This is a genomic window from Kineococcus esterisolvens (genome assembly GCF_050871405.1).
GTDB lineage: Bacteria > Actinomycetota > Actinomycetes > Actinomycetales > Kineococcaceae > Kineococcus.
In genome coordinates this window covers 34,546-58,034 of record NZ_JBJLRI010000016.1, presented here as the reverse complement: position 1 = coordinate 58,034, position 23,489 = coordinate 34,546, and the positions used below count along the sequence as shown (strand labels likewise).

The 23,489-nt window shown below is 76.2% G+C and carries 25 protein-coding genes; 14 read left to right on the top strand and 11 right to left on the bottom strand.

Annotated features, from left to right (window positions below):
• Positions 1–20: 20 nt before the first annotated feature.
• Both phoU and ACRYR8_RS07815 read left to right on the top strand, forming a co-directional pair.
• The gene (gene phoU, locus ACRYR8_RS07820; protein ID WP_432483786.1) at positions 21–695 is read left to right on the top strand and encodes a phosphate signaling complex protein PhoU; all 675 of its coding nucleotides are present in this window, start codon (positions 21–23) and stop codon (positions 693–695) included.
• Between the two features lie 83 nt (positions 696–778).
• On the top strand, positions 779–1,468 hold the full coding sequence (locus ACRYR8_RS07815; RefSeq protein ID WP_432483785.1) for a hypothetical protein: 690 nt from the start codon (positions 779–781) through the stop codon (positions 1,466–1,468).
• A gap of 12 nt (positions 1,469–1,480) precedes the next feature.
• Here ACRYR8_RS07815 and ACRYR8_RS07810 read toward each other — a convergent pair whose 3' ends face one another.
• Complete coding sequence (locus tag ACRYR8_RS07810) at positions 1,481–2,233, bottom strand: phosphoglyceromutase (RefSeq protein ID WP_432483784.1); 753 nt, start codon at positions 2,231–2,233, stop codon at positions 1,481–1,483.
• Positions 2,234–2,301: 68 nt separating this feature from the next.
• Positions 2,302–3,528: a D-inositol-3-phosphate glycosyltransferase gene (gene mshA / locus ACRYR8_RS07805; protein WP_432483795.1), complete on the bottom strand. Its 1,227-nt coding sequence runs from the start codon at positions 3,526–3,528 to the stop codon at positions 2,302–2,304.
• Between the two features lie 157 nt (positions 3,529–3,685).
• Here mshA and ACRYR8_RS07800 point away from each other — a divergent pair, with 157 nt between their 5' ends.
• On the top strand, positions 3,686–4,579 hold the full coding sequence (locus ACRYR8_RS07800; protein WP_432483783.1) for a class I SAM-dependent methyltransferase: 894 nt from the start codon (positions 3,686–3,688) through the stop codon (positions 4,577–4,579).
• Positions 4,580–4,581: 2 nt separating this feature from the next.
• Positions 4,582–5,670, top strand: a complete 1,089-nt coding sequence (locus ACRYR8_RS07795; RefSeq protein WP_432483782.1) for a LacI family DNA-binding transcriptional regulator — start codon at positions 4,582–4,584, stop codon at positions 5,668–5,670.
• Here the strand turns inward: ACRYR8_RS07795 and dtd are convergent.
• Entirely contained in the window at positions 5,633–6,058 is a 426-nt protein-coding gene (gene dtd, locus ACRYR8_RS07790; RefSeq protein WP_432483780.1) for a D-aminoacyl-tRNA deacylase, read from the bottom strand. The genes ACRYR8_RS07795 and dtd overlap by 38 nt on opposite strands.
• A 94-nt stretch (positions 6,059–6,152) precedes the next feature.
• On the opposite strand from dtd, the gene ACRYR8_RS07785 reads away from it, so the two are divergent.
• Entirely contained in the window at positions 6,153–6,506 is a 354-nt protein-coding gene (locus tag ACRYR8_RS07785) for a hypothetical protein (protein WP_432483779.1), read from the top strand.
• On the opposite strand, the gene ACRYR8_RS07780 is transcribed toward ACRYR8_RS07785, so the two are convergent.
• Both ACRYR8_RS07780 and ACRYR8_RS07775 read right to left on the bottom strand, forming a co-directional pair.
• A complete protein-coding gene (locus tag ACRYR8_RS07780) occupies positions 6,491–6,847 on the bottom strand; it encodes a DUF2516 family protein (RefSeq protein WP_432483778.1) in 357 nt (118 codons plus the stop codon). The genes ACRYR8_RS07785 and ACRYR8_RS07780 overlap by 16 nt on opposite strands.
• Before the next feature lie 51 nt (positions 6,848–6,898).
• Complete coding sequence (locus ACRYR8_RS07775; protein WP_432483777.1) at positions 6,899–8,533, bottom strand: FUSC family protein; 1,635 nt, start codon at positions 8,531–8,533, stop codon at positions 6,899–6,901.
• A 62-nt stretch (positions 8,534–8,595) separates the two neighbouring features.
• Between ACRYR8_RS07775 and ACRYR8_RS07770 the strand changes: the two genes are divergently transcribed.
• Positions 8,596–9,099 carry a MarR family winged helix-turn-helix transcriptional regulator gene (locus ACRYR8_RS07770; protein WP_432483776.1) on the top strand — a complete coding sequence of 168 codons (504 nt, stop codon included), beginning with the start codon at positions 8,596–8,598 and terminating at the stop codon, positions 9,097–9,099.
• A 41-nt stretch (positions 9,100–9,140) separates the two neighbouring features.
• Here ACRYR8_RS07770 and ACRYR8_RS07765 read toward each other — a convergent pair whose 3' ends face one another.
• The 5 genes from ACRYR8_RS07765 to ACRYR8_RS07745 form a co-directional block, all read right to left on the bottom strand.
• On the bottom strand, positions 9,141–9,734 hold the full coding sequence (locus tag ACRYR8_RS07765; RefSeq protein ID WP_432483775.1) for an RsiG family protein: 594 nt from the start codon (positions 9,732–9,734) through the stop codon (positions 9,141–9,143).
• Positions 9,735–9,826: 92 nt separating this feature from the next.
• A complete protein-coding gene (gene ygfZ / locus ACRYR8_RS07760; protein ID WP_432483774.1) occupies positions 9,827–10,954 on the bottom strand; it encodes a CAF17-like 4Fe-4S cluster assembly/insertion protein YgfZ in 1,128 nt (375 codons plus the stop codon).
• Positions 10,951–11,379: a Fur family transcriptional regulator gene (locus tag ACRYR8_RS07755; protein ID WP_432483773.1), complete on the bottom strand. Its 429-nt coding sequence runs from the start codon at positions 11,377–11,379 to the stop codon at positions 10,951–10,953. The genes ygfZ and ACRYR8_RS07755 overlap by 4 nt, the downstream gene beginning before the upstream one ends.
• 29 nt (positions 11,380–11,408) lie before the next feature.
• A complete protein-coding gene (locus ACRYR8_RS07750) occupies positions 11,409–11,957 on the bottom strand; it encodes a heme-binding beta-barrel domain-containing protein (RefSeq protein WP_432483772.1) in 549 nt (182 codons plus the stop codon).
• A gap of 183 nt (positions 11,958–12,140) precedes the next feature.
• Positions 12,141–12,926: a hypothetical protein gene (locus ACRYR8_RS07745; RefSeq protein ID WP_432483771.1), complete on the bottom strand. Its 786-nt coding sequence runs from the start codon at positions 12,924–12,926 to the stop codon at positions 12,141–12,143.
• A gap of 136 nt (positions 12,927–13,062) precedes the next feature.
• Between ACRYR8_RS07745 and ACRYR8_RS07740 the strand changes: the two genes are divergently transcribed.
• From ACRYR8_RS07740 to pstB, 8 genes are all read left to right on the top strand, one after another.
• On the top strand, positions 13,063–13,890 hold the full coding sequence (locus ACRYR8_RS07740; protein ID WP_432483770.1) for a winged helix-turn-helix transcriptional regulator: 828 nt from the start codon (positions 13,063–13,065) through the stop codon (positions 13,888–13,890).
• 5 nt (positions 13,891–13,895) lie between these two features.
• Entirely contained in the window at positions 13,896–14,789 is an 894-nt protein-coding gene (gene mshD, locus ACRYR8_RS07735) for a mycothiol synthase (protein WP_432483769.1), read from the top strand.
• Between the two features lie 120 nt (positions 14,790–14,909).
• Positions 14,910–17,078 carry an RNA degradosome polyphosphate kinase gene (locus ACRYR8_RS07730; protein ID WP_432483768.1) on the top strand — a complete coding sequence of 723 codons (2,169 nt, stop codon included), beginning with the start codon at positions 14,910–14,912 and terminating at the stop codon, positions 17,076–17,078.
• Positions 17,075–18,043, top strand: a complete 969-nt coding sequence (locus ACRYR8_RS07725; protein ID WP_432483767.1) for an NUDIX hydrolase — start codon at positions 17,075–17,077, stop codon at positions 18,041–18,043. Before ACRYR8_RS07730 ends, ACRYR8_RS07725 begins: the two co-directional genes overlap by 4 nt.
• Positions 18,044–18,317: 274 nt before the next feature.
• Positions 18,318–19,424 carry a phosphate ABC transporter substrate-binding protein PstS gene (pstS, locus tag ACRYR8_RS07720; protein ID WP_432483765.1) on the top strand — a complete coding sequence of 369 codons (1,107 nt, stop codon included), beginning with the start codon at positions 18,318–18,320 and terminating at the stop codon, positions 19,422–19,424.
• Positions 19,425–19,533: 109 nt separating this feature from the next.
• Positions 19,534–20,499 carry a phosphate ABC transporter permease subunit PstC gene (pstC, locus tag ACRYR8_RS07715; RefSeq protein WP_432483764.1) on the top strand — a complete coding sequence of 322 codons (966 nt, stop codon included), beginning with the start codon at positions 19,534–19,536 and terminating at the stop codon, positions 20,497–20,499.
• Entirely contained in the window at positions 20,496–21,578 is a 1,083-nt protein-coding gene (gene pstA / locus ACRYR8_RS07710; protein ID WP_432483763.1) for a phosphate ABC transporter permease PstA, read from the top strand. The genes pstC and pstA overlap by 4 nt, the downstream gene beginning before the upstream one ends.
• A 47-nt stretch (positions 21,579–21,625) precedes the next feature.
• Complete coding sequence (pstB, locus tag ACRYR8_RS07705; RefSeq protein WP_432483761.1) at positions 21,626–22,405, top strand: phosphate ABC transporter ATP-binding protein PstB; 780 nt, start codon at positions 21,626–21,628, stop codon at positions 22,403–22,405.
• Between the two features lie 76 nt (positions 22,406–22,481).
• Here pstB and ACRYR8_RS07700 read toward each other — a convergent pair whose 3' ends face one another.
• Positions 22,482–23,486: an inorganic phosphate transporter gene (locus ACRYR8_RS07700; protein ID WP_432483760.1), complete on the bottom strand. Its 1,005-nt coding sequence runs from the start codon at positions 23,484–23,486 to the stop codon at positions 22,482–22,484.
• Between the last annotated feature and the right edge of the window lie 3 nt (positions 23,487–23,489).

The window sequence follows — 23,489 nt, the reverse complement described above, 5'->3', positions numbered from 1 at the left end:
CAGCTCGAGGAGAAGCAGCCGTGCGCAACGTCTACCACGACGAACTGGTCCACCTCGTCGACACCCTGGTGGAGATGACCAACCTGGCGCGCTCGGCCATGTCCCGCGCCACCACGGCCCTGCTCGACGCGGACCGCGAGCTGGCCGAGAGCGTCATCACCGCCGACCAGCGGATCGATTCGCTCCAGCACGACCTCGAGGAGCGTTCGCTGCAGCTGCTGGCGCGCCAGCAGCCCGTGGCGACCGACCTGCGCGTCGTCGTCACCGCGCTGCGGATGAGCACCAGCCTCGAGCGGATGGGCGACCTGGCCCGCCACGTCGCCAAGCTGGCCAGGCTCCGGCACCCCGAACCGGTGGTGCCCGCGGAGTACCGCTCCACGGTGCTGCAGATGGCGCAGGTCGCCGAGCGCATCGTCACCAAGGCCGGCAGCGTCATCGCCTCGCGCGACGTGGCGCTCGCCGCCGAGCTGGAGACGGACGACGACGAGATGGACCGCCTGCACCGCAGCGTGTTCGAGCTGCTGATGTCGCGCAGCAGCGACCAGCCGACCGAGGTCGCGGTCGACCTGACCCTGTGCAGCCGCTACTACGAGCGCTTCGCCGACCACGCCGTGTCCGTGGCCAAGAACGTCACGTTCCTGGTCACCGGTTCCCACGACGCCCCCGAGCCGCACGGGCTGCCGCTCGTCGGCTGACCGGCGCCCGACGCGGCGGCCGGACCCGGGCGGGTCCGGCCGCTGCGGGGCCGGACGGCGGGCGCCGGTGTAGCGTCGAGGACGTGGACTCGTGGCGGGGACGGCGCCGGCCCCGCGCGGCGGGAGCGGCCCTCGCCGCGTGTGCGGCGGCCGTCCTGGTCGCGGGCTGCTCCGAGGACGAGGTGCCCGTTCCGGCGCCCACCACCACCACCGTGGAGCCGACGTCCTCGCCGGTGGTGACCTCCACCGCGCCCGCGTCCCCCGAGCCGGGCTTCGACTGCGCGACGGTGGACACCGCGCAGCAGGAGCTGGACCGCGCGTTCAGCACGGAGCTGGAGCGGCTGGACATCTCGCGCGGCGATCCCCGCGCGCAGTCGGTGTACGCCCTGGTGACCACCGAGGAGGGCCCGGCGTACTACGCCGCGGTGCTGGCGGCAGCCCCGCCCGAGCTCGACGACGATGCGCAGCTGGTGCTCGACTACTACCAGCGACTGGCGCGGGCCGCGGGCGACCTCGACCCGGGCACCGGGTCCGCCGCCGACCTCACCGCGGCGATGACCGCGCTGGACGACGCCGCGGCGGCCGTCGACGACCCCGCGGCCGGCACCGCCGTCGTGCAGGCCCAGGAGCGGCTGCAGGCCGCGCTGGAGCGGTCCTGCAGCGGGGACCCCACCACCTCGGCGACGGCGAGCGCCCCCTCGGGCTCGCCGTCCGCCGCCCCCACCAGGACGCGGGCACCGGCCGCGACGACGGGCGTCACGGCCGGCGCCTGAGCGCGCCGGGGTTCAGCGGCCCTGGTTGGCGACCGCGGCCGCCGCGGTGGCCGCGGCCTCGGGGTCGAGGTACTCCCCGCCCCGCACGAGCGGCTGCAGGTCGGCGTCCAGGCGGTACAGCAGCGGGATGCCGGTGGGGATGTTCAGCCCGGCGATGTCGGTGTCGGAGATGCCGTCCAGCTGCTTGACCAGGGCGCGCAGTGAGTTGCCGTGCGCGGCGAGCAGGACGACCTTCCCGGCCCGCAGGTCGGGGACGACCGCTTCCTGCCAGTACGGCAGCATGCGCTGCACGACGTCCGCCAGGCACTCGGTGCGGGGCATGTCCCCGCCCAGCGCCGCGTAGCGGGGGTCGCCGTCCTGGGAGAACTCCGAGCCCAGCTCGATCTCCGGCGGCGGGACGTCGAAGGAGCGCCGCCACGTCATGAACTGCTCCTCGCCGAACTCGGCGAGGGTCTGCTTCTTGTCCTTGCCCTGGAGGGCGCCGTAGTGGCGCTCGTTGAGCCGCCAGGACCGGCGCACGTCGATCCAGTGGCGGTCGGCCGCGTCCAGCGCCAGGTGGGCGGTGGTGATGGCGCGACGCAGCAGCGAGGTGTGCACCACGTCGGGCAGCACGCCGGACTCCACGAGCAGCCGGCCGCCGCGGGCGGCCTCGGCGCGCCCCTTCTCGGACAGCGGCACGTCCACCCAGCCGGTGAACAGGTTCCTGGCGTTCCACTCGCTCTCGCCGTGCCGCAACAGGACGAGGGTGTGCGCCGCTTCGCTCATGGCCGCAACCCTACCGAGCACGTGCGCGCCGGCCCCACCCAGCACGCGCGCCCGCCCGGCGCGGGCCCTCAGGGCCGCGCTGCGCGCGCCCGCCGGTACACCTCCAGCGTCGCCTCGGCGGTGCGGTCCCACCCGAAGCCCCGTGCCCGCTGCGCCGCGCGGGTCCCCAGCGCGGCGCGCCGGGCGGGGTCGTCCAGCAGTGCGCCCAGCGCCCGCGCCCACGCGGCCGCGTCGTGCGAACCCACCAGGACGCCGGACTCCCCGTCGGCCACGGCGGTGCGCAGGCCCCCCACCGCCGCCGCCGCCACGGGCGTCGCGCAGGCCTGCGCCTCCAGCGCCACCAGCCCGAACGACTCGTTGTGCGAGGGCACCGCGACGACGTCGGCGGCCCGGTAGTGCTCGGCGAGCAGGTCGCGAGGCACCGGCGGGTGCACCTGGACCACGTCCTCCAGCCCGCGCGCACGCACCAGGTCCGTGAGCGCGTGCGGGTGCGCGGTGCCCGAGCCGCTGGGGCCGCCGAGCACGAGCACGCGCAGCCGCGAGCGCCGTTCGGGCCGCTCGCGCAGCAGCAGGGCCGCCGCCTCCACGAGCACGTCGGGGGCCTTCAGCGCTTGCAGCCGCCCCACGAACAGCAGCACCTCGGCGTCCGGCGGCAGGCCCATGCGGGCCCGTGCCGCCGCGCGCCCGTCGCCGGGGGTGAAGGTCGCCAGGTCCACACCGGGGGGCACGACCGCCACCCGCGCGGGGTCGGCGCCGTACAGCTGCACCAGCTCGTCCCGCTCGGCCGTGGTGTTGGCGACCAGCCGGGCGGCGGCCGCAACGACCTGCTCCTCGCCGATGACGCGGCCCGACGGCTCCGGCGCGTCCCCCTCGGCGAGGTGGGCGTTCTTGACCTTCGCCATCGTGTGCATGGAGTGCACCAGCGGCACGTCCCACCGGTCCGCGGCCAGCCAGCCCACCTGCCCGGACAGCCAGTAGTGCGAGTGCACGACGTCGTAGTGGCCCTCGGTGTGCCGTGCGCCGGTGTGCAGCATGCCGGCGGTGAACGCGCACAGCTGGCCGGGCAGGTCCTCCTTTCGCAGCCCCTCGTAGGGCCCCGCGGCCACGTGCCGCACGGTGACGCCGTCGGCGGCGCGCACGGTGGGCGGCTGCTCGGAGGAGGTGCGGCGGGTGAACACCTCCACCTCGACGCCGCGCAGCGCCAGCTGGCGGGCCAGTTCCAGGACGTAGACGTTCATGCCGCCCGCGTCGCCGGTGCCGGGCTGCTCCAGCGGTGAGGTGTGGACCGAGACCATCGCCACCCGGGACACCCCTGCCGCGTCCCCCGAGGCACCCACCGCCGCACCCACCGTTCGCCCTCGCCCGCTCTCGCTGGTCCCACCGGTCGTCGCCGGTCCCGCTCCGTCCGCACCGCGTGCCGGTGGCCGCCGCCGAGGTGGCTACCGTCGGACGGTGCCCACCTCGAGCGGCGGCCGCGCCGGCGCGCGGTCCGGCGAGCAGTCTGCCCGGCGTCCCGTGGGGACCGTCACCCGCGGCACCACCGGGCCGGACCGGCTGCGCCGCGTGGAGCGCTGGCTGGCCGGCACTCAGGCCCGCCGGCTGGGGGCGGCCGCCGATCCCCTGGTCGTCGACCTGGGCTACGGCGCGCGCCCGGTGACGGTGACGGACCTGCAGCGCTGGCTGCGGCGGGTGCGCCCGGACGTGCGGGTGGTGGGGCTGGAGGTGTCGCCGGAGCGGGTGGCCGCGGCTCGCGCGGCGCTGGCCGGGGTGCCCGGTGCGCCGGAGTTCGCCGTGGGCGGTTTCGAGCTGGCCGTGCCCGGGGGCGGGGACCCGGTGCTGGTGCGGGCCTTCAACGTGCTGCGCCAGTACGACGAGGGCGACGTGGCGGCCGCGTGGGAGCTGCTGCGCTCGCGCCTGGCGCCCGGCGGGCTGGCCGTGGAGGGCACCTGCGACGAGCTGGGGCGGCGCAGCGCGTGGGTGGCTCTGGAGGCGGTGGGGCCGGTGTCGCTGACGGTCTCGCTGCGCCTGGGGGGGCTGGTGCAGCCCTCGGCCGTCGCGGAGCGGCTGCCCAAGGCCCTGATCCACCGCAACGTGCCCGGGGAGGGCGTGCACGACCTGCTGCGCGCCGCGGACGACGCGTGGGCGCGCGCGGCGCCGGAGGGCACCTTCGGCGCGCGGCAGCGCTGGCTGGCGACCTGCCGGGCGCTGTGCCGGGACTGGCCGGTGCTGGACGGCCCGGCGCGCTGGCGCCTCGGCGAGCTCACGGTGGCGTGGGAGGCGGTGGCGCCGCGCACGCGGGGCGCGGTGGGGCATGATCCTGCGCACAGCCCAGGCCCCCGGAGGTGACCGTGAGCCGACCCGCGCCGGGCGGCGCCCGCCCGACGATCCGCGACATCGCGCGGGTGGCGGGAGTGTCCAAGGCGTCGGTGTCCTACGCCCTCAACGACCTGCCGGGGGTGTCCGCGGCCACCCGCGAGCGGGTGCTGCTGGCCGCGCGGGAGCTGGGCTGGCGGCCCAGCGCGGCGGCCCGCTCCCTCTCGCACGCCCGCGCGCACGCCGTGGGGCTGGCGGTGGCGCGCGACGTGGAACTGCTGGGCGAGGAGCCCTACTACATGCGCCTGGTGGCCGGCATGGAGGGCGTGCTGGCCACGGAGTCGGTCTCGCTGCTGATGACGGTGGTGCCGGACGCGGCGACCGCGGTGGACGTGCTGCGCCGCTGGTGGGCGGAGCGTCGTGTGGACGGCGTGGTGCTCACGGACCTGCTGGTGGACGACCCCCGCCTGGCGCTGGTCGCCGAGCTGGGGGTGCCCGCCGTGGTGCGCGGCGGCGCCGACGAGGCGCTGCCCGGTGGCGCAGGGGTGCCGACCGTGGCGGTGTCGGTGGAGGAGGAGCGCGAGCCGTTCGCCGAGGTGGTCGAGCACCTGCTCGAGCGCGGCCACCGGCAGCTGGCGCGCGTCAGCGGCCCCTCGCAGTTCCAGCACACCCGCCGCCGCGACCGCGCGTGGCGGGAGGTGACGACCGCGGCGCTGGGTGCCGAGCAGGAGGTCGTGGTCGCCGACTACAGCGCGCGGGGGGGCCTGGAGGCCACCCGGGCGCTGCTGGCGCGCGCGCAGCCGCCCACGGCGGTGCTGTACGACAACGACGTCATGGCCGCCACGGTGGTCGCCGAGCGGCGCCTGCTGGGCGTTCGGGTGCCGCAGGACCTGGCGGTGGTGGCCGGGGAGGACTCGATCCTGTGCCGGCTGGCGGACCCGTCGATCACCGCGCTGCGGCGGGACGTGGTGGCCGACGGGGCCGCCAGCGCCCGGCTGCTGCTGGACCTGCTGGCGGGCCGGTCGCCGCGGCCGCTGCTGCTCGCCCCGCGCGAGCTGGTGCTGCGGGGAAGCTCGGGGACCGGCCTCACACCTCCAGCAGGAGCGTCACCGGCCCGTCGTTGACGAGCTCGACGGCCATGTCGGCGCCGAAGCGGCCCGTGGCCACGCTGACGCCCAGGGCGCGCAGCCCGGTGGCCACGGCCTCGACGAGGGGTTCGGCGACGGGTCCCGGGGCCGCTGCGGCCCAGCTGGGGCGCCGGCCCCCGCGCGTGTCGCCGTAGAGGGTGAACTGGCTGACGAGCAGGACGCCGGCACCGGCGTCGAGCACGGAGCGTTCCCCGCGCAGCACGCGCAGGTGGGCGAGCTTGCGGGCGGCGCGCTCGGCCTGCTCGGGGCCGTCGCCGTGGGTGACGCCCAGCAGGACGAGCAGGCCCGGCGCGTCCAGGGCACCGACCTCCTCGCCGGCGACGCTGACCCGGGCCCGGCTGACGCGCTGCACGACCGCTCTCACCGGTCCAGCCTCGCGCACCGCCACCCGGGTGAACGGACGGGGTGCGCGGGGTGAACCCGGCGCCTCGTCACGGTTGCGAGTCTACGATCGGGCGGTGCTCGACGTCCCCGTGGTGATCCCGCTGACCCTGCTGGCGCTGGGCGTCGGCGTGCTGGGCTGCCTGGTGCGCCCGCGCTGGGACGTGGCGGTGCTGACGGGGCTGCTGAGCGCGGTGTGGACGCGCGTCAACAACCCGGTGGAGGGGCGCGTCCTGCACACCTGGACCGAGGGCCGCGGCTTCACCGAGGCCGACGTCCTGTCCGTGCTCGCACTGCTGGTCGTGGCGTCGGCGCTGCTGCGCTGCGCGGTGCGGGCCGTGCGGCGCTCCACCGGTGGGCGCGGGCGCCCGGGGGCACCCGCCGGGACCCGCCCGGCCCCCTGGACGCCGGGGGCTCACCAGGGGCCGTAGGGCCCCTGCCGGCCGTCGTCGCGGCGCGGGCCGCGCCGGCCGCCGAACTGCCGCACGGCCGGGCGCACGTCGGCCATGTACACGGCGGCGGCGACCACCGCGACGATGCCCAGCAGACCGGGCAGCCCCGCCGCGGAGATGGGTGGCAGGGACACGAACGCGATGGCCGCGGCGACCGCGAGGACCGCGCCCCAGAAGGTCTTGGTGCGCTTGCCCGCCGCCGTGAAGGCGCCCGCCGGCCGGCGCAGGGCGTCGACCAGGGCCCACGCCGTGAAGGCGAACGCCGCGAAGGCGATCACGAGGAGCACGCCGTACTGGACGGTGCCGACGAGGGAGGTCACACCCCGATCCTACGGTCGAGGGCCCTGCGCGGTTCCCCCTCCGCGACCGGCTCAGGCGTTCGCGCCGAGCAGTTCACCCAGGCGGCGGTAGCCGTCCCGCTCGGCCCGCCGGACGCGGTCGGCCGCGGCGGCGGCGGCGCGCCGGTCCCAGGAGTCGTCCTCGAGCGCGTCGTGGGCGTCGCGCAGGACGATCAGGTCGCGGCGCAGCGCCGCGGCGTCCCCGGCGGCGGCCGAGCGCGCGACGTCGCGCAGGGCGCGCTCGAGGTGCGGGCGGGCGTGGCGGTTGCGCACGGCCACGGCGGCGAGCACGCCGACGGCGACCCCCAGGAGGGTGTCCAGGGCGCGGTCGCCGAGGAGGCGGTCCAGCGGGACGGCGCCCGCGCCCAGCCGCGTCAGCAGCAGCGAGAGGGCCGTGATGGGCACGGTGCCGAGGGCGAGGTTGCGCGGCATGAGCAGCTCGACGAGGAACATGCAGGCGACGGTCGCCGCCCACAGCGGCACGCCACCGCCGGCGACCGGAACGAGCAGCGCGGCGAGCACCAGCCCGGCGAGGGTGCCCAGGGCGCGCTGGACCGCGCGCCGGGTGGTGACCCCCAGCGAGGGCGCCTGCAGCGCGGCCGCCGCGGCGACCGCGGCCCAGTAGGTGTGCCCCAGCCCGGCCGCGGCGGCCAGCACGGCGCTGAGGGCGCAGGCCAGGCCCACCCGCAGGGCGGGTGCGTGCAGGACGGAGGCGGGCCGCAGCGCGGCCGCGACGGCGCGCGACCGCCCTCCGGCGGGCAGGCCGTGGCCGAGCACCTCGGCCCGCGCCCCCGGACGGGCGGGGACCGGCGGCAGGGGCGCGCGCCCGCGCAGGGCGGCCACCGCGACCCGGGCGGCGTCGACGTCGGCGGCCAGGACCCGGGCGCGGGGCGCCGGGACGGGACCGGCCGCCGTCCCGGGACCCGCGGCGGCGTGCAGGAGGCGCTCGGCGTGCGCAAGCCAGCGCGCGGGGCTGGCCGGGTCGCCGGCCGCGCGGTCGGCACCGGGGGCGAGGACGTCCCAGGCGCGGTGCACGGCGAGGGCGGCCGGGCCGTGCGCGGCGGGCTCGCGCACGGCGGTGATCACGGCACCCAGGGCGCGGGCCACGGCGTCGCGCTCGGGGCCGTCGGGCCGACGCAGCCCGGGCGCGGCCGAGACGGCCACCGCGAAGGCGGCCGAGGCGAGGGCGACCAGGACGACGGCTGGCAGGTCGGCGGCCGTCACGGGGGTGTGGGCCAGGGTGCCGGCGGCGAAGACGGGCATCAGCCCGCCGGGGGGCCCGGTGCGCACGGCGTCGCTGAGCAGCTTGGCCAGCAGCGCCACCACGGCGACGACGAGCGCGGGCACGACCTCCCCGGCCCAGCCGTCGACCGGCAGGGCGCGCGCGGCGATCCCGGCGAGGGCGCCGGCGAGCACGGCCGCGGCCATGACGACGCCGGCGGCGGCCTGGGTGCGCCGTCGCGGGGCGTACGCCTCGGTGCGCCCGTACAGCCCCGCCACGGCACCGAAGGTCGCCGGCGCGGCCAGCAGCGCGCCGCCGGCGGCCAGCACGACGCCCAGCGGCACCGCGGTCCACACCGCGGCGGCGCAGGCGTCCCCCCACGGGACGGGACCGGGCGCCACGCGCCGCCAGCCGCGTGCGGAGCGGGCGAGGTGGGCGGCGAGCACGGCATGACCTTAGCGGGTGTTTCACCCGTGAAGCACTTTCCGGCAGCGGCTACCCTCCACGAGTGCACGACCCCGCCACCGACGTCCCCGCCGACCCCGTCGACCGCGCCCGCGCGGAGTGGGCCGCGGTCCACCCCGGGCTGGACACGAGCCCCATCGCCGTCAGCGGCCGACTGCGCCTGGTGGCCGCCGCCGTGGACCGCCTCGCCGAAGAGGTGGTGCGCGAGGAGGAGCTGACCCGGGCGGAGTTCGACGTGCTGTGCGCCCTGCGACGCAGCCGCAGGGCGCTGACACCGACGGGGGTCAGCGCCGCCACCCTGGCCTCGGGCGCGGCCACCACCAAGCGGCTGGAGCACCTCACGGCCCGCGGACTGCTGGCGCGCACGCCGGACCCCCGCGACGGCCGCGTCAGCCGCCTGGCCCTCACCCCCGAGGGCACCGCCCTCGTCGACCGCGTCCTGCCGCGGGTGCTGGCGGCCGAGGGGCGCGCCACCGCGGCCCTCGGCGCGGACGCGCGAGCGGCCCTGGCGGACCACCTGCGCACGCTGCTCGGCGCGCTCGGCTGACACCGCCGCGCGAGGGGGTCGGGGAGTTCGGGGGCGCAGCCTCAGCGCGCGCGGGGCAGCGCGTCCTCCACGGTGGCGACCCCGTCGCGGTAGCGGCGGGTGATCTCGTCGGTGCAGGCGTCCATGGCCTCCTGGACGCGGTGGCGGTCGGCCGACAGCTCCCGCTCCAGCTCCAGCAGTCGCTCGCGGGCGGCGGCGAGCTGCTCGTCGTCCATGGCGGCCAGGTCCGACAGGCGCGGGTCGGCCACGGCGGCCTCGGCCCGGCGACGGTGCTCGCCGACGCGGCTGGGCTGCACGGTGCTGTGCCGGCCCATGCCGTGGTCGGTGCGGCGCGGGTCGGCCAGCACGTCGGTGAGCCGGGCCACCAGCTCGGCGTCGGTGCGGGCCGAGGAGACGTCCGTGCCGCCGTCGGCGCCGGAGCGCTGCTGCAGCTCGGCGCCCAGCAGGTCCAGCCGGCCCTGCAGCAGGCGGCGGGCGTAGGAGAGGTCGGCCTCCTCCTGCTCGGCGAGGGCGCGCCGCTCGCGCAGCTCGGCCAGCTCGATGGTGCCCAGGTCGGCGGTGAACCCGGGTGCGAGCACCCGGTCGAGCGCCCGCCGTCCGCCCCGCTGGTACCCGCTGACGTGCTCCTCGCTCATGCCGGCCTCCGCTCCCCGATCCATCTCATCGCGCTGGGCGATCGGCGCGCGACTCTGCGTGCGCACCCCTGAGGATAGGCCCCGCACCACCGTCAAGGGGCGACGACGACCTCCTGCGCGGCGGCCAGCCGGCGCGGCTGCTCGGCCGCGCCCGCTCCGGAGGCCGAGCCCGCCACGGCGAACAGCGGCGCGTCCACGGGGACCGAGCGCTTGAGCACGGCCAGCGCCACCGGCCCCAGCTCGTGGTGGCGCGCGGCGGTGGTCACGCGCCCCACCGCCCGGCCGGGCGCCTCGGCGAGCACGACGTCGTCGCCGTGGGCGGGCAGGTCGTGCGAGGAGCCGTCCAGGTGCAGCAGGGCCAGCCGACGCGGCGGACGGCCGAGGTTGTGCACCTTGGCGACGGTCTCCTGCCCCCGGTAGCAGCCCTTGTGCAGGTGCACCGCGGTGCGCAGCCAGTCCAGCTCGTGCGGGATGGAGCGCTCGTCGGTCTCCAGGCCCAACCGCGGCCGCCACGCCTCCACGCGCAGCGCCTCGCTCGCCCAGGTGCCCGCCGGGCGGCGCCCCGCCACCCGTGCGGCCAGCTCGGCGCGCGGCACGAGCACCTCGCGCCACGGCCGCTCGGTGCCGGGGTGCAGGGGCGTGGGCACGGCCGCGTAGCTGGCGGTGTCGGCGCTGCCGCCCTCGTTCGCGGGCACCGGACCGGGCCACGGGTCCACCCAGACGGGCCCGGCGCCGTCACCGGGCTCGCGGCTGGGCTCGCCCAGCACCGCCCACTCCCCCGTGACGTCCTCCACCTCCACGCGCAGCGCGAAGCGCATCTTCCGCAGCCAGGCGACCAGCGGCTCGCGCTCACCGGGCTCGACGGTGATCCAGGCGGCCTCGCCGTCGTCGAGCAGGTGCAGGTCGTGCTCGATGCGGCCGGTGGGGCTCAGCACCAGGCTCTCGGTGCTGGTGCCGGGCGCCAGGCCGTTCAGGGCCTGGCTCGTGGTGCTGTGCAGCCAGCTGAGCCGGTCGGGGCCGGACACGCGCACGACACCGCGGTGCGAGAGGTCCACGACGGCCTCGCCGCGCAGGAGGGCGCGCTGCTCGGCCACCGGGTCGCCGTAGTGCCAGGCGACTCCGGCGTCGGGGCCCTCGGCCGCCACGGCCCCGGGCAGGCCGAGCAGGGGTGAGCGCCACGACGGGGCGGGTGCGGTGTGCTCGGGGGTCTCGGTGCTCACTGCGCCTCCGTGGGGTCGGTGGTGCGGTCGGCGGAGCAGGCGGCGCAGCGCCCGCGCAGCGCCAGGTGCGTCACGTCCGCGGTGAAGCCGGTGCGGCGGTGCAGGTCGGCCGCCAACTCGGCGGCCGCGTCGGCGGGCGCCTCGGCGACGCCGCCGCAGCCGTCGCAGACGAGGTGCAGGTGGCCGCCGTGCTCGACGGGCCGGAAGGAGTCCGCGCGCCGCTCCAGCGGCGTGCGGGCCACCAGGCCCACCTCCTCCAGCAGCGCGAGGGCGCGGTACACGGTGGAGGAGTCCACGGCGCCGGCGCCGGGGTCGGTGCGCAGCTCGGCCAGGACGTCCTCGGGCGTGGCGTGGCCCAGCCGGCGCACGGCGGCCAGGACGCGCTCGCGCTGGGGCGTCAGGCGCAGTCCACGCGCGTGCAGCACCTCGCCCAGGGCGCTGGACGGAGCGGTCGTCAGGACACCCGCTTGAGCCGGGCCGAGGCGTAGCTGCGCATCGGGTGGCCCTCGAGCGCGACGTCCAGCGCCCACAGCAGGTCACCCTCCACCAGCCCGTACACGCGCGTGGCGGCGGTGTACTCGTGCGCGGTGGTGGTGCGCGCGACGACGTCGGTGGACAGGTCGATGCGCGGACCGGTGGCCGTGCCGACGAGGACCTCGACGACCCCGGTCGGGTGCGCCAGCAGCACCTCCAGCGACACGGGGCGCGGACCGTCGGCGGGTGCGGGGGCCGCCGGGTCCAGCGGCTGCGGGCGCCAGTAGCCGGTCTCGACGTCGAGGGGGTCGGTGGTGTTCCCCTCCTCGTCCAGCGCCCACGTGGTGGAGGTGTAGCTCAGGAAGTCGCGGCCGTCGTGGCCGAACTCCACGACCTGCCCGAAGCGGGTGTCGGCACCGCGGGCGGGGTGACCGAGCACGCCGGCGCCCTCCCAGCGGCCCAGCAGCCAGGACAGCGGCACCAGGGGCAGCGGGGTGTCGGTGCGCAGGGGGACGGGAGCGCCGGCCACGGGTCAGCGCTGTCCCTTGTAGAGGCGGTACACCACGAAGCCGGCGAACCACGCGATCACGATGCTGACCACGATCAGCAGGACGAGGAAGAACACTTCGAGCGCGTGCACGCGGTGAGCCTAACCCGCGAGCGCCGCCCCGCGGCCCCGGACGTGGGCGGCCTCACGCCTGCGCGGCGCGGCTCACAGCAGCAGCAGGCGCCCGACGAGGTAGGCGCCGCCCCCGGCGAGGGCGACCGGCGCGGCGGCCACCGCGAACGCCGCCGGGAGCCCGCCGGCGGTGGGCAGGCGGGCGGAGAGGGCCCGCCAGGCCGCGACCACCAGCCCCGCCCCCGCGCCGGCGACGACGCCCGCCACGGCCCAGCGGGCGGGCGGGACGATCCCGGCGCCGTGCAGCGCGACCGTCGCCGAGCCGGCCAGCCAGCCCGCGAGGACCCCCGCCCCCACGGCGAGGGGCCCGGCCACGCGCAGCGGCCAGCTGGTGGCGCACACCGCGGTGGCTGCGACCACCGCGGACAGCACGACGGGTGCGAGCGGGGCGCCGGCGTAGGTGGTGGGCACGGCGACCCAGCAGGCGGCCAGGACGGTGAGCGCCTGGCCGGTGACGGTGCCGCTGACGGACTCCACCAGCCGCGGACGGCCGTCGCGGCGGGCCAGCTGGTGCACGAAGGCGGCCAGCAGCGCCAGCGCCGCCACGGCGGGCAGCCCGGCGAGCGGGCCCGCGCCCAGCGCGTCCCGCCCCGCCAGCACCACCGCGGCACCCGCGGCGACGGCCCCCAGGCCGGCGAGCGCGACGATCGCGGTGGTGCCGCGCGGGGAGGGCAGGGCCAGCAGGGCGGGCCAGCCGGCCGCCACCAGCAGCGCCACCAGCGCCGCGGCGAGGGCGAGCACGACCGGCCCGGCGAAGGCGGCCAGCGCGACGAGGGCGGCCAGGGCCGCGGTGGTCGTAGCCGTCGCGGAGGGAGTCACGTCGCGATCCTCCCGCACGCGCCACCGGGGCGGCCGCGCGGCGCGGACGGGGGCGGGGGTGGTCGGCCGTTAAACTGACCGCTCGGCGGGGCGCCCGGAGCGGCCCGATCGCACGGACGGAGGGCGAGACACGCAGGTGGCCCAGATCCTCGTGCTGACCAACGCGCTGACCCCGTCGACCGACGTGCTGCCGGCCCTCGGGCTGCTGCCCCACAGCGTGCGCGTCCTGCCCGCCGAGGCCTCGGTGCTGGTGGACGGCCCCCCCGCGGACGCGGTCCTGGTCGACGGCCGCCGGGAGCTGGCCGCCGCCCGCTCGCTGTGCCGGCTGCTGCGCACCACCGGGCTGTCGCAGCCGCTGCTGCTGGTGCTGACCGAGGGCGGGATGGCCGCGGTGGCCGCGGACTGGGGCGCCGACGACGTGCTGCTGGACACCTGCGGGCCGGCGGAGCTGGACGCGCGCCTGCGCCTGGCGGCGGGGCGCGGGCGCCGCGCGGTGGAGGACGCGCCCGGGGCGGACCCCGGCGAGATCCGCGCCGGGGACGTCGTCATCGACGAGAACGCCTACTCCGCGCGGGTGCGCGGGCGGCAGCTGGACCTGACCTACAAGGAGTTCGAGCTGCTGAAGCACCTGGCGCAGCACCCCGGCCGGGTGTTCACGCGCGCCCAGCTCCTGCAGGAGGTGTGGGGGTACGACTACTTCGGCGGCACCCGCACCGTGGACGTCCACGTCCGGCGGTTGCGGGCCAAGCTGGGCGCGGAGCACGAGGGCGCCATCGGGACGGTCCGCAACGTGGGGTACCGGTTCGTGACGAGCGGCCGCGAGGTCGAGGGGGCGCTGGACGGGGACCCGGGCGCCGGGGACCCGCAGGACGCCGACGGGGCGGCGGACGCCGGGGGTCCCGACGGGCGGCCCGCCGGCGTCGAGGTGCCGCGGCCGCTGCGCGCCGGACCGCTCGAGCGGTGAGCGCGGTGGGCACCTCGGTCGAGCGGGGTGCGCTGGCGCCCGCGGCGCGCGAGGAGGTGGAGCGGCTGGCCGCCGCGGTCTCCGCGGCGGACGGCGCGGACGCCCTGAGCGAGGACGCCCTGCTGCGCCTGCGCACGGGCGCCGACGGGGTGCGCCACGTCCTGCTGCGCGAGGGGGCCGGCGCCGCGGGCTACGCCCAGTTGGCCGACGCCGGGGTGGAGCTGGCGGGTGAGCTGCTGGTGCACCCGGGTGCGCGCGGGAGGGGCCACGGGCGGGCGCTGCTGCGCCGGGTGGAGGAGCTGGCCGGCGGGCGCCGGGTGCTGCTGTGGTCGCACGGCGACGTGCCCGCCGCGGCCGCGCTGGCGGCGGGTGCCGGCTGGGTGCGCACCCGCGAGCTGCTGCGCCTGCACCGCTCGAGCGCGGGCCTGGCGGACCTGGACGAGCCCGCGCTGCCGGCGGGCGTGGTGGTGCGCCCGTTCGCACCGGGCGCCGACGAGGAGGCGTGGGTGGCCGTGAACTCCGCCGCGTTCGCCGGCCACCCCGAGCAGGGCCGCTGGACGGTGGCCGACCTGCGGCTGCGCGAGGCGGAGCCGTGGTTCGACCCGTCGGTGCTCCTGGTGGCGCAGGGCGGTGAGGGGCTGCTAGGGTTCTGCTGGATGAAGGTGCAGGCGCACGCCTCGGAGCTGTACGTGCTGGGCGTGCACCCGGCAGCGGCCGGGCGGGGGCTGGGCCGGGCGCTGCTGGTGCGCGGGCTGCGCGCGGTGGCGGGCCCGGGGGCGCCCGCGGAGGTGGAGCTGTACGTGGACGGCGACAACGTCCCCGCCGTGCGGCTGTACGAGGGCCTGGGCTTCACCCGCGCCGCCGTGGACGTCCAGTACGCGAGCGCGCCGGCGCGCTGACCGCCCGCTCCGCGGCCCGTCCACCGGCCGTCCACCGGCGCGTCGACCGTGCGTCACCACCCGTGCGCGCAGCCGTCCCGCGCGGCGGGCGGAGTGCGTCGCGGTGGCAGGATGGGGCCCATGACGGCGACGACCCGGGCCGGTTCTGCCGCCCCGCTCCCTGCGATCCCCCGCACCGACGAACCGGTGGAGCTCCCCCAGGACCGCTTCGCCGACCGCGAGATCTCCTGGCTGGCGTTCAACGAGCGGGTGCTGGAGATGGCGGAGGACCCGCGGACCCACCTGCTGGAGCGGGCCCGGTTCCTGTCGATCTTCGCCAACAACCTCGACGAGTTCTTCATGGTCCGGGTGGCGGGGCTGAAGCGCCGCATCGCCACCGGCCTGGCCGTCACCGCCGCCAGCGGCCTGGAGCCGCGGGAGGTGCTGGACGCGATCTCCGTGCGCGCCCACGAGCTGACCGAGCGGCACGCGAACGCCTTCCTGCAGGGCGTGCGCCCGGCGCTGGCCGAGGCCGGCATCACGATCGTGCACTGGGACGCCCTGTCCGCCAACGAGCAGGTGCGCCTGCACGGCTTCTTCCGCGACCAGGTGTTCCCGGTGCTGACGCCGCTGGCGGTGGACCCGGCGCACCCGTTCCCGTACATCTCGGGGCTGTCGCTGAACCTGGCGGTGGTGGTGCGCAACCCCACCACCGACAAGGAGCACTTCGCGCGGGTGAAGGTGCCGCCGCTGCTGCCGCGCTTCGTGGCGGTGGACCAGGCGGACGGCGAGGACGCGCGCTCGGCGCGGTTCGTCCCGCTGGAGGACGTCATCTCCGTGCACCTGGACCAGCTGTTCCCGGGGATGGAGGTGGTGCAGCACCACACGTTCCGCGTCACCCGCAACGAGGACCTCGAGGTCGAGGAGGACGACGCGGAGAACCTGCTGCAGGCGCTCGAGAAGGAGCTGCTGCGCCGCCGGTTCGGCCCGCCGGTGCGCCTGGAGGTCGCCTCGGACATCGACCCCACGGTGCGCGACCTGCTGGTGCGCGAGCTGGGCGTGTCGGAGCAGGAGGTGTACGAGCTGCCCGAGCCGCTGGACCTGCGCGGGCTGGGGGACATCGCCGACATCGAGCGCCCGGAGCTGAAGTACCCGAAGTTCGTCGCACGCACCCACCGGGACCTGACGGACGGCGCGGAGACCGCCAAGCCCTCCGACGTGTTCGGCGCGATCCGCAACCGCGACGTGCTGCTGCACCACCCGTACGACTCGTTCTCCACGAGCGTGCAGGCGTTCCTGGAGCAGGCGGCGGCCGACCCGCGGGTCCTGGCCATCAAGCAGACGCTGTACCGCACCTCGGGCGACTCCCCCATCGTCGACGCGCTCATCGACGCCGCGGAGGCCGGCAAGCAGGTCCTGGCGCTGGTGGAGATCAAGGCGCGCTTCGACGAGCAGGCGAACATCTCCTGGGCGCGCAAGCTGGAGCAGGCCGGGGTGCACGTCGTGTACGGCCTGGTGGGCCTGAAGACGCACGCGAAGCTGAGCCTGGTGGTGCGCCAGGAACCCGGCGGCCTGCGCCGCTACTGCCACGTGGGCACGGGCAACTACAACCCCAAGACGGCGCGCCTGTACGAGGACCTGGGCCTGCTGACCGACGACCCGCAGGTCGGCGAGGACCTCACCCGGCTGTTCAACCAGCTGTCGGGGTACGCGCCGAAGACCGCCTACAAGCGGCTGCTGGTGGCACCGCGCTCGCTGCGCACCGGGCTGGTGGACCGGGTGGACCGGGAGATCGACAACCACCGCCAGGGCCTGCCGTCCGGCGTGCGGATCAAGGTGAACTCCATCGTCGACGAGGCCCTCATCGACTCGCTGTACCGCGCCTCGCAGGCGGGGGTGCCGGTGGACGTGGTGGTGCGCGGCATCTGCGCGCTGAAGCCGGGGGTGCCGGGCCTGAGCGAGAACATCCGGGTGCGCAGCATCCTGGGCCGCTTCCTGGAGCACAGCCGCATCTTCTGGTTCGCCTCCGGCGGCGACCCGGTGGTGATGATCGGCAGCGCGGACATGATGCACCGCAACCTGGACCGGCGGGTGGAGGCGGTGGTGCGGCTGACCGACCCGCGGCACGTGCGCGAGGTCTCGGCGCTGCTGGACGAGTGCATGGACGACGGCACGGCCTCGTGGCACCTGGACGCCGAGGGCGAGTGGACGCGCCACCACCTGGACGCCGACGGCCGCCCGCTGAGGGACCTGCAGGAGCACATCATCGCGACCCGCCCCGGGCGCCGGCCGTCCCCGCGGCGCCGGTGACCCCGCCCGCCGCCGGGACCACCGCACCGGCCGTCGTGGAGGCGGCGGGGTGCGTGGTGGTGCGCCGCTCCCGCGGCGGGCAGCCGCAGGTGCTGCTGGTGCACCGCCCCGCCACGGCCCGCCACGGCCGGGACTGGTCCTGGCCCAAGGGGAAGCTGGAGGAGGGCGAGCCGCACCCGGTCGCGGCCGTGCGCGAGACGCTGGAGGAGACCGGCTGCCGGGTGCGCCTGGCGCGGCCGCTGCCGCACCTGCGGTACCGGACCGCGGACGGCCGCCGCAAGCGGGTGCGGTACTGGCTGGCGTTCACCGCTCCCGGCGAGACGGCGCACACGCCCTCGCCGGACGAGGTGGACGAGGTCCGCTGGTGCAGCGGCGAGGAGGCCCGCGAGCTGCTGACGTACCCGCACGACGTGCGGGTGCTGGACGCCGCGCTGGCCGCGGCCCGGGTGCGCACGTGGCCGCTGGTGGTGCTGCGGCACGCCAAGGCCGTGTCGCGCGACCGCTGGGACGGCGGGCGTGACGCCGACCGGCCGCTGCTGGACCGCGGGCACGAGCAGGCGCACGCGCTGGCGCCGCTGCTGGGCTGCTTCGACGTGCGCGACGCGGTGACGTCGCCGTGGGCGCGCTGCGTGCAGACGCTCCTGCCGGCCGCCGACGCGGCCTCGTGGCGGGTGCGCGGCGAGGAGGCGCTCAGCGAGGACGGCTTCGACGAGGACCCGGCCGGGACGGGCGCGGTCCTGGACGGGCTGCTGGCCGCCGGCCGCGGGGCGGTGCTGTGCTCGCACCGCCCGGTGCTGCCGGTGCTGCAGGAGCGGCTCGCGGGCCTGGCGCAGGACGCGGACGACCGGGCGCGGCTGCTGGGCAAGCTCGCCAAGGGCGAGTTCGCCGTGGCGCACGTGAGCGGCCGGGGCGCGGAGGCGCGCGTGGTGGCGGTGGAGCGGCACCAGCCGGTCGCCGGGCGCTGACCGGCCGCTGACCGCGCGGCGGGGCCGTACCGGCGCTCCGGCCACCCGGTAGGACCACGGGTGGCGCGACCGTGACACCCTGTGACACCCTTCACTCGTTCACCTGGCGGTCAGCGCCGCGTCCCGCGCCCGCCCCGAACCGGACCACTCCGGTTAACCCTGCGTTCACTGTCGCCGGGGTATCACGTCACCTCAACTGCTTACCGTCCTCGCACGTCAGACCCCGGCCGGCGCTGCCCCGCGCCTGCCCGTCGAGCGAAAGCGAGCCTCATCCGTGAACCGCAGGACCTTCCGCGCCGCCGTCCCGGCCGCCCTCGCCCTCACCCTGGGCCTCGTCGCGTGCAGCGGCGAGAACGAGCCGACCACCACGCCGGGCGGCGAGGGAGCGAGCGCCTCGGACCTCAGCGGCAGCATCGCCGGCGCCGGCGCCAGCACCCAGACCGCCGCCCAGCAGGCGTGGGCCGCCGAGTTCAACGCGACGAACCCCGACGTCACGGTGAACTACGACCCGGTCGGCTCCGGGGCGGGCCGCGAGCAGTTCCTCAACGGCGGCGTCCCGTTCGCCGGTTCCGACGCCTACCTCGACGAGGAGGAGCTGGCCGCCTCCGAGGAGCGCTGCGCCGGTGGCAACGCCATCGACCTGCCGGTCTACGTCTCCCCCATCGCCGTGGCCTACAACCTGCCCGGCGTGGACGGCCTGCAGCTGTCGCCCACCACCCTGGCGAACATCTTCAACGGCACCATCACCACCTGGAACGACCCGGCGATCGCCGCGGACAACCCCGGCGTGCAGCTGCCGGACACCCGCGTCAACCCGGTGCACCGCTCCGACGACTCGGGCACCACCGAGAACTTCACCGACTACCTGCACGCCACCGCTCCCGACGTGTGGACGGCCGAGCCCGACGGCGAGTGGCCGCTGCAGACCGGTGAGGCCGCCCAGGGCACCTCCGGCGTGGTCCAGGCCATCGGCGCCGGCGAGGGCTCCATCGGCTACGCCGACGAGAGCCAGGTCGCCGCCAGCGACCTGCAGTCCGCCGCGCTGAAGGTCGGCGAGAACTGGGTCGCCCCCAGCGCCGAGGCCGCCGCCACCGCGCTGGACTCCTCCAGCCGCGTCGAGGGCCGCCCCGAGGGCGACATCGCCATCGAGATCGACCGCACCACCACCGCGGACGGCGCCTACCCGCTGTTCATCGTGTCCTACGCGATCGCCTGCACCGCCTACGAGGACGCCACCCAGGGCGAGCTCGTGAAGGCCTACCTGACCTACGTCACCAGCGAGGAGGGCCAGCAGGCCGCGGCCGACAACGCCGGGTCCGCCCCCATCTCCGACACTCTGCGTGAGGACATCACGACCTCGCTCGACATGATCGGCGCCTGAGCCCGATCCTCGATCCGCACAGGGGCGGGTGGCCGACACGGCCGCCCGCCCCTTCCCGCAGCAGGCGCGGCCCGCACCGCGCACCGCCCCCGACCAGGAGGACCCCCGGGTGAGCACCCCGACCCAGCAGCCGACTCGAGACCCCGGACCGGACGGCAGAGGCACCATCGCCACCGGGACCACCCGCAAGGGCGACGCCGTCTTCAAGGGCACCTCCACGGGGGCGGGCGTCCTGATCCTGCTCGTCCTGGCGGGCGTCGCGGCCTTCCTCGTCGGGCAGTCCATCCCCGCCCTGACGGCCTCCCCGGAGGACCTGCCGGAGGGTGAGACCGTCACCGCCTACGTGTGGCCGCTGCTGTTCGGCACCGTCCTGGCCGCCGTCATCGCGCTGCTGGTGGCCACGCCGATCGCCGTGGGGATCGGACTGTTCATCTCCCACTTCGCGCCGCGCCGCGCCGCGCAGACCCTGGGGTACCTCGTCGACCTGCTGGCCGCCGTGCCCAGCATCGTCTACGGCATCTGGGGCGCCGTGGTCCTGTCCGCCTGGCTGGTCCCGATCTACCGGTGGCTGGAGCGCAACCTCGGCTTCCTGCCCTTCTTCGAGGGGCCCGCAGTGCCCTCGGGCCGCACCATGCTCACCGCCGGCCTCGTGCTGGCCGTGATGATCCTGCCGATCATCACCGCCCTCTCGCGCGACGTCTTCCTGCAGACCCCGCGGTTGCACGAGGAGGCCGCCCTCGCCCTGGGCGCCACCCGCTGGGAGATGATCCGGTACGCCGTCATCCCCTACGGCCGCTCCGGCGTGGTCAGCGCCGCGATGCTCGGCCTGGGCCGCGCGCTCGGCGAGACGATGGCGGTGGCGCTGGTGCTCTCCGGCGCCCGCATCATCACGTTCGACCTCATCGGCGCCGCGAACCCGCTGACGATCGCCGCGAACATCGCGCTGGCCTTCCCCGAGTCCTCGGGCCTGACCACCAACACCCTCATCGCCAGCGGCCTGGCCCTGTTCGTCATCACCTTCCTGGTGAACTTCGTCGCCCGCTGGATCGTCTCGCGCTCCGGAGCCAAGGCATGACCACCACGACCGGCAAGTCCCCCCGCGAGACGCTGGGGTCCATCGACCAGCCGCTGACGAAGGCCGGCCTGCCGAACTGGGCGCCGTGGGCGCTGCTCGCCGGCTCCATCGGCATCGCCGTGGCGGTGCTGCTGCCCGGCGGCACCTCGATCGCCGCCGTCGCCGTCCTGGCCGCGCTCGTGCACCTGGTGCTCACCGGCACCGTCTCGCACGCCAAGGAGGGGCCCCGCAAGGCCAAGGACCGCGTGGTCACCGCCCTGGTGACCATCGCCTTCCTGCTGGCGATGGTCCCGCTGGTCTCCGTCGTGTGGACGGTCGTGTCCAACGGCGCCGCCCGCTTCGACGCGCAGTTCTTCACGTGGTCGATGCAGGGCGTCATCGGCGAGGGCGGCGGGGCGCTGCACGCCATCTGGGGCACGATCATCGTCACCGCCGTCGCGACGCTGATCTCCGTGCCGGTCGGCCTGATGACGGCCGTCTACCTGGTGGAGTACGGCGGCAAGTCCCCCCTGGCGCGTGCCATCACGTTCCTCGTCGACGTCATGACGGGCATCCCGTCGATCGTCGCCGGCCTGTTCGTCGCGGCCCTGTTCGTGATCCTCGTGGGCCCGGGCACGAAGCTGGGCATCATGGGGTCCATCGCGCTGTCCGTGCTCATGATCCCCGTGGTGGTGCGATCCACCGAGGAGATGCTCAAGCTGGTCCCCAACGACCTGCGCGAGGCGGCCTACGCCCTGGGCGTGCCCAAGTGGCGCACGATCATCAAGGTCGTGCTGCGCACCAGCGTCTCCGGCATCGCCACCGGCATCACCCTGGCCGTGGCCCGCGTGGCCGGCGAGACCGCCCCGCTGCTGGTGACGGTGGGCACGACGGTGGCGACGAACTTCAACCCGTTCGAGGGCCGCATGGCGACCCTGCCGGTGTACGCGTACTACAGCTACACCCAGCCCGGCGTCCCCCCGCAGCCGGGCATCGACCGCGCCTGGACGGCGGCGCTGGTCCTGATCATCCTGGTGATGGCGCTGAACCTCGTCGCCCGGCTGATCTCCCGCTTCTTCTCCCCCAAGGCCGGTCGCTGAGCGGCTCCCGCCGGCGCACCCAGACCGAGATCGACCAAGGAGCCGACGTGGCCAAGCTCATCGACGTGAGCGACCTGAACATCTACTACGGCGACTTCCTCGCCGTGGAAGCAGTCAACATGACCATCGAGCCGCGGGCCGTGACCGCGCTCATCGGTCCCTCCGGCTGCGGCAAGTCCACCTTCCTGCGCTCGCTGAACCGCATGCACGAGGTCATCCCCGGCGCCCGCGTCGAGGGCAAGGTCGTCATGGACGGCCAGGACCTCTACGCCAAGGACGTCGACCCCGTCTCGGTGCGCCAGCACATCGGCATGGTGTTCCAGCGGCCGAACCCGTTCCCGACGATGTCGATCTACGAGAACGTCGCCGCCGGGGTGCGCCTGAACGCCAAGCGCATGAAGAAGAGCGACCTGGACGACCTCGTGGAGTCCTCGCTGCGCGGCGCGAACCTGTGGACCGAGGTCAAGGACCGCCTCGACAAGCCCGGCATGGGCCTGTCCGGCGGCCAGCAGCAGCGCCTGTGCATCGCCCGGGCCATCGCGATCCGCCCCTCGGTGCTGCTCATGGACGAGCCCTGCTCGGCCCTGGACCCGATCTCCACCCTCGCGGTGGAGGACCTCATCGGGGAGCTGAAGAACGAGTACACGATCGTGATCGTGACCCACAACATGCAGCAGGCGGCCCGCGTGTCGGACCAGACCGGCTTCTTCAACCTGGCCGGCATCGGCAAGCCGGGCAAGCTGGTGGAGCTCGACAGCACCTCGACGATCTTCTCCAACCCCTCGCAGAAGGCGACCGAGGACTACATCTCCGGCCGCTTCGGCTGAGCCGGCACACCCGTGCGCGCGGGAGCGCCCGGTCACGTCCCCGGACGTGGCCGGGCGCTCCCGCGTGCGGGGCGGGTCAGGCGAGCCGGCTCACCAGCAGGTGCAGGCCGACGGCGAGGCAGGCGGCGGCGGGCGGCGTGAGCACCCACGCCAGGACCATCGAGCGGGCCACGCCCCAGCGCACCGCCGAGGCCCGCTTCGTGGCCCCCACGCCCGTGATGGCCGCGGAGATGGTCTGGGTGGTGGAGACGGGGGCGTGGAAGCCGAGCGCGGCCACGTAGAGCACCGCGGAGGAGACCGCCTCGGCGGTGAAGCCGCGGGCGGGGTCGAGGTGGATGATCCGCCGCCCCAGGGTGCGCATGATCCGCCAGCCGCCGGCGTAGGTGCCGGCGCTGATGGTCACGGCCGCGCTGACCTTCACCCACCACGGGATCGAGAAGTCGTCGCCGTCGTGGTAGCCGCCGGCGACGAGGGCCAGGACGATGACGCCCATCGTCTTCTGCGCGTCCTGCAGCCCGTGGCCCAGCGCCATCGCGGACGCCGACACGGTCTGGGCGAGCCGGAAGCGCCGGTGGGTGGGCGCGGGGTCGGAGCGGCGGAACGCCCACAGCACCCCCAGCATCGCCAGGTAGGCGACGAGGAAGCCGGCCACGGGTGAGACGAGCATGGGGACGACGACCTTGTCGAGGACGACGCCCCAGTGCACGGTGGCCTCGGCGACGAGGCCGACGCCGGCGAGGGCGCCGATGAGGGCGTGCGAGCTGGACGAGGGCAGCCCGCGCCACCAGGTGATCAGCTGCCAGGACACGGCACCGACGAGGGCGACGAGGATCAGCTGGAGGGCGTCGGCCCCCATCCCGACGTCGATGATCCCGTCGCCGATGGTCTCGGCGACCCCGGTCCCCAGGAAGGCGCCGGCGAGGTTGCACACGGCCGCCAGGGCCACGGCCACGCCCGGGGTCAGCGCGCGGGTCGAGACGGAGGTGGCGATGGCGTTGGAGGCGTCGTGGAAGCCGTTGGTGAAGTCGAAGACGAGCGCCACCACGACGACGACCACGACGAGGACGAGGACGAGCTCCACGGG

Bases quoted from the DNA above. Each gene is read 5' to 3' on its own strand.
- ACRYR8_RS07810 (WP_432483784.1), bottom strand. From the start codon at position 2,233: ATGAGCGAAGCGGCGCACACCCTCGTCCTGTTGCGGCACGGCGAGAGC.
- ACRYR8_RS07765 (WP_432483775.1), bottom strand. From the start codon at position 9,734: ATGAGCGAGGAGCACGTCAGCGGGTACCAGCGGGGCGGACGGCGGGCG.
- ACRYR8_RS07730 (WP_432483768.1), top strand. From the start codon at position 14,910: ATGACGGCGACGACCCGGGCCGGTTCTGCCGCCCCGCTCCCTGCGATC.
- mshA (WP_432483795.1), bottom strand. From the start codon at position 3,528: ATGGTCTCGGTCCACACCTCACCGCTGGAGCAGCCCGGCACCGGCGAC.
- pstA (WP_432483763.1), top strand. From the start codon at position 20,496: ATGACCACCACGACCGGCAAGTCCCCCCGCGAGACGCTGGGGTCCATC.